This is a genomic window from Sulfitobacter sp. 1A15299 (assembly GCF_043556915.1).
GTDB lineage: Bacteria > Pseudomonadota > Alphaproteobacteria > Rhodobacterales > Rhodobacteraceae > Sulfitobacter.
In genome coordinates, this window is sequence record NZ_JBIFFJ010000063.1 from 1 (window position 1) to 4499 (window position 4499).

General features: G+C 58.0%; 3 protein-coding genes. All 3 read right to left on the bottom strand.

Annotated elements, in window-relative coordinates; translation table 11 throughout:
* Positions 1-359: 359 nt before the first annotated feature.
* A complete protein-coding gene (locus tag ACGYK7_RS18925; RefSeq protein ID WP_009827247.1) occupies positions 360-857 on the bottom strand; it encodes a plastocyanin/azurin family copper-binding protein in 498 nt (165 codons plus the stop codon).
* Between the two features lie 84 nt (positions 858-941).
* Positions 942-1661, bottom strand: a complete 720-nt coding sequence (locus ACGYK7_RS18930; RefSeq protein WP_065335300.1) for a copper resistance protein B — start codon at positions 1659-1661, stop codon at positions 942-944.
* A gap of 26 nt (positions 1662-1687) precedes the next feature.
* Positions 1688-3673 carry a multicopper oxidase domain-containing protein gene (locus ACGYK7_RS18935; RefSeq protein WP_009827245.1) on the bottom strand — a complete coding sequence of 662 codons (1986 nt, stop codon included), beginning with the start codon at positions 3671-3673 and terminating at the stop codon, positions 1688-1690.
* Between the last annotated feature and the right edge of the window lie 826 nt (positions 3674-4499).

A 4499-nucleotide genomic window follows, 5' to 3' on the forward strand; every position in this document is an offset into this window, starting at 1 on the left:
CTTGCAAATTCGGCGAGTTAACGTGACAACACCTCAATTCACCATCTCTCCACCTTGAACAATGGGCGCGATGTATCACCCGTATCGATCGGGCGCAGCCCTTCGGTTGTCGAGACGGCCGAGTTCGTGCCCTTCAATGTCCCTTTTCTTTCACGGGTTCTGCGTTCGGCCTTCGTCAGGCCCCGGCTTTCAGCTTCGATCTGGCGTTGCTGCAAACGTCGGATCTGGGTACTACCGCCGCTGGCGCGGTACACCATCGTCGCAGACGGGCGCCCAACGGGGGAAAGAACGGGCGCGGTGTACGCCCGTTCTGGTATTAACGTTATCGCAAGGCGGTGCTCGCGATCCGCACTGACCGTTTAGTGAGTAACGGAGACTTCGCGGAACATGCCGGATTCGTAATGACCGGGGATCAGGCAAGCAGCTTCGAACGTGCCGTTATTTGCAAATGTCCAGATGATTTCGGCATCTTCGCCGGGCGCGAGCCGGATGCGGTTGGGCTCATTATGACCCATATTCATACCGCTCATATCCGCCATTTCGTTCTTGTGCGCGGCGTTCTTCTTTTGCGAGTCGAGAATGAACTCATGGTCCAACTCGCCCTCGTTGCGGACGACGAAACGGACGGTCTCGCCTTCTTTGAAATCCAGATCGCCGCCCTTGAACAGCATTTCGCCGTCGTCTGTTTCGACCATGTCGATCTCGACCGTGCGGTCCACCGCAGCGGCATCGCCGGGCATGCCGATCTTCATTTCTCCATGGGTGTCGCCGGACTTGTTTCCGTGAGCCGCTTCGCCGGCAAACCCCGGTGCCGCAAAGGAGGAAGCCAGTGCGATTGTCAGCAGTAGATGTTTCATCTGTTTAGTCCTTGGTTGCTTTTGGGTTCAGGTATTGGCCGGAGGACTCATCAGCCCTCCGGATTGCTCCCGCAGGAACAAATCTCAGAATTGAAGGCGTGTACCGATCACGACCGAGAACTCATCTGTATCCCCACCGGCCGCGCGGGTGATGTCCCGCGTGTCGCCGAACGAGGTCTCGTAGTTGACGCCGATATAGGGTGAGACCGCACGGTCGATGAGGTCGTAACTCAGCCGCGCACCGATCTCCATGACTGCGCCACCCGCACCCCGCCCCCGGGCGATGTCATCCTTCAGCGGCATATCGATCTCGATGTTCGGGGTCAGGATCAGACGGTTGGTAAGGAGCAGTTCGTATTCCGCCTCGAAACTGAAGAACGAATAGTCGGAGAGGTAGAGATCGGCGTCGATCTCGAACCACTGCGGCGCGAGCCCTTTTACCCCCACGACAGCCGCGTAGCGTTCCGGAACGCCCTCGGGTGTGCTGGCATAGGCTCCGACCACGCCGTTAAAGAAGGTCGAGATTGGAAACCGGAGACGTAGCTGGTTTTCGAGGCTTTCGAACTCATCGGACGAAAGACCGTATTCAGCTTCGCTGCGCCACACCAGCTTGAGCTCATCCGTGCCGATGAGGGCGTCGAAATCCCAGACAAGGACCTCTTCGTCATCCAGTGCGCGAATTTCCAACTGTTCCGCCTGCACGCCCCAGATCAGCTGTTCGGTCTGTTTGACGGGCTGAGCCTGCACGAGCGAGGCCCAAGGAAGGATGAGGCCGGCCAGTCCGGCGAGTTGACTGTATTTCATTACGTTCGTCCTTTGTATTTCCCGGCTCAAGCCGCGCGTCCCTTGACCACGACCTTGCGGAACATTCCCGCCCGCGCGTGGTAGCTGAGGTGACAGTGGAACGCCCATTGACCGGGGGCGTCGGCCTCGACTTCGATGTCCGTCGTGGCGGCGGGATTGATGTTCACGGTGTGCTTGATGGGATTGCGCGGACCGTGACCGGCATCGATGATCGACCACATCCCGTGCAGGTGCATCGGATGCGACATCATCGTTTCGTTGATGAACCGCATGCGCACCCGCTCGCCGTATCGGAGCGTGATCGGGGCGGCATCGTCGTATTTCACGTCGTTGATCGACCAGATGTAGCGCTCCATGTTACCGGTCAGCCGCAACACGATGGTGCGTGAGGGTGCGCGGTGACGGTAACGAGGGCTGGCGGCGCGCAGGTCTGCGTAGGACAGGAACTTGCCGCCGTTGTACGCGACAGGCGTCAGTCCGCTGCCCGGGACATAGAACGGATCGCCGCCATCAGACATTGCCATTCCGCTCATACTGTCCATGCCGCTCATACCGTCCATTGCGGGCTTCTGCATCTGGGCATGGTTCATGCCTGACATCGGTGCCTTTTTCTTCTGCTGCATCTGCGTGTGGTCCATGCCGTCCATCGCAGGCTTTTGCATCTGCGTATGGTCCATCCCAGCCATCGAAGTCTTTTTCTTCGGCTTTTCCTCTGACGGGGTCATCGCAGGCATCGGGGGCTGCTGGCTGGATTGCATGTTTGAATGGTCCATGCCTGTCATGTCGGTGTGGTTCATTCCGGTCATGTTCTGCATGACGTGGTCGCCCATACCCATGCCCATATCCATACCCATACCGCCCATCATGCCGCTCATGTCGGCCATGGTGAGCAAGGGCTTGGGTCTGAGACGGGGCACGGCACCGGCATAGCCCTCTCTGGGTGACAGGGTGCCCCGAACAAGCCCGTTGCGGCCCATGGATTCCGCAATAATGCTATAGACCTTGTTCTGCGTAGGCTGGACGATGACATCATAGGTCTCGGCAACCGCGACCCGCAGTTCATCCACGGCGACAGGCTCCACATCGTTGCCGTCAGCCTGCACGACGACCATTTTCAGTCCCGGTATCCGCATGTCGAAGTAGGTCATCGCGGAGGAGTTGATGATCCGAAGGCGGACCTTCTCACCGGGCCGGAACAAACCGGTCCAGTTTTGCGACGTGCTGCGACCGTTGATCAGCGAGGTAAATCCCTGCACGTCTTCGACGTCGCTCGGCAGCATGCGCATGCGCCCCCACATGCGGCGCTCTTTCAGCGTCGCCTTGAGACCGTCCATGCGGGCGTCCCGGATCAGGTCCTGAAAAGTGCGCTGCGAACGGTTGTAGTAGTCGGACTGCATCTTGAGGTTCCGCAAGATGCGGTTGCCCGGATGGGGATGTTTGTCGGCCAGCTGAACGACATAGTCGCGGTGCGCTGGTATGCGTTCCCTGCCGCGCGGCTCGATCACGATCGCACCGTAGGCGCCATCCGGCTCCTGAAGGCCTGAATGGCTGTGGAACCAATAGGTCCCGGCCTGCTGGATCGGGAAGCGATAGGTAAAGGTCTGACCGGGGGCGATGCCGTTGAAGCTGATCCCCGGAACGCCGTCCTGACGGAAGGGCACGATAAGTCCATGCCAGTGGATCGAGGTGCTTTCGCTGAGGTTGTTGGTCACGTTTATCGTAACCTCCTCACCTTCCTTGAAGCGCAGGATCGTCGGAATCTGGCTGCGGTTGTAGCCCACGCCCATCTTCTGAAAATCGCCCGTGTTGATGCGCACCGGGTCGACTGTGATATTGTAGGTTCCCTGAGAGGTCACCTGCGTGGAGCCATGCGCGCTCAACGCTTTGGGCATCGCAAAAGCCGCAGCCGCAGCCAAGCCGAACTGACGCCGCGACAACCCCTTCGCCAGCTCTTCAGAGGTACTGAGCGCCGTATCCCAGAGGGCCAGCTGCTTTCTATTGAAGAATTGCATTCGTTTTCCTTGTATTAGTCTGTCTGAAAGGTGCCGCAGCGCGCGTGCTCAAGGGTTCGACGGCGTTTTGGAGGTCAGTCGCACCCGGCTCGGCACAGTTCGCTTCGAACACGGCACGTGCCGGGGGGCGTTTACGCGCGGTTCTGCCTTGCAACTTGCGAGGGTCAGCGCGGGGCCTGTTTCGAGTTCTGAATTTGTCGGATCCATGATTCACGTGCCCTCCGTGGAACTGGAGGTTTTATAGCCGGAACGCCTGCAAAGGATCAAGAATACATATGGTTACATATGGGGTTAGGGTGTGCTGACCGTCGGTAGGGTGGGTGGTTGCTGATGTGATTTGCTTTGGTTCGGGAAGGGCGAAGGGGCGCCTACGCAGTTGCCCGAAGGTTCGCGAACGCGCTTGATGTAGATCATCTTTCGCTTGCTATGCCCGGTTTCCAGAGATGATCGGCGAAAGACAGGCTCATCCAAGAATTGATCAACAACTCATCTGGAGATAGCGATCAGACGTTGATAGAGGCTATCGCGGACCTGGTTCGGAGGACTTTACTCGCTGCAGCAATACATCCCTGAAATAACCTGCGTGCAGCGTCAGAAAGCGAGATCGTGTGCCAATCAGACATGCTTGTGTTTTTCTGAGATTTATTAATGCAGCGGATTGCAAAAACTCTCGCTGTGCGCTCTGAGGCTACAGCCTTTCCAAGCTTCGCCCTTGTAAGCCAGTTCATTCGGAATATCCGCTAAATGCAAGTGTTTGGGACGGAACTCATACCAAGCCGTAGAACTCCACAGGGTGTTGTCACGTTAACTCGCCGAATTTGCAAGT

What these genes read in the sequence shown, in the direction of transcription:
- ACGYK7_RS18925 (WP_009827247.1), bottom strand. Translation starts at nt 857, where the DNA reads ATGAAACATCTACTGCTGACAATCGCACTGGCTTCCTCCTTTGCGGCA.
- ACGYK7_RS18930 (WP_065335300.1), bottom strand. Translation starts at nt 1,661, where the DNA reads ATGAAATACAGTCAACTCGCCGGACTGGCCGGCCTCATCCTTCCTTGG.
- ACGYK7_RS18935 (WP_009827245.1), bottom strand. Translation starts at nt 3,673, where the DNA reads ATGCAATTCTTCAATAGAAAGCAGCTGGCCCTCTGGGATACGGCGCTC.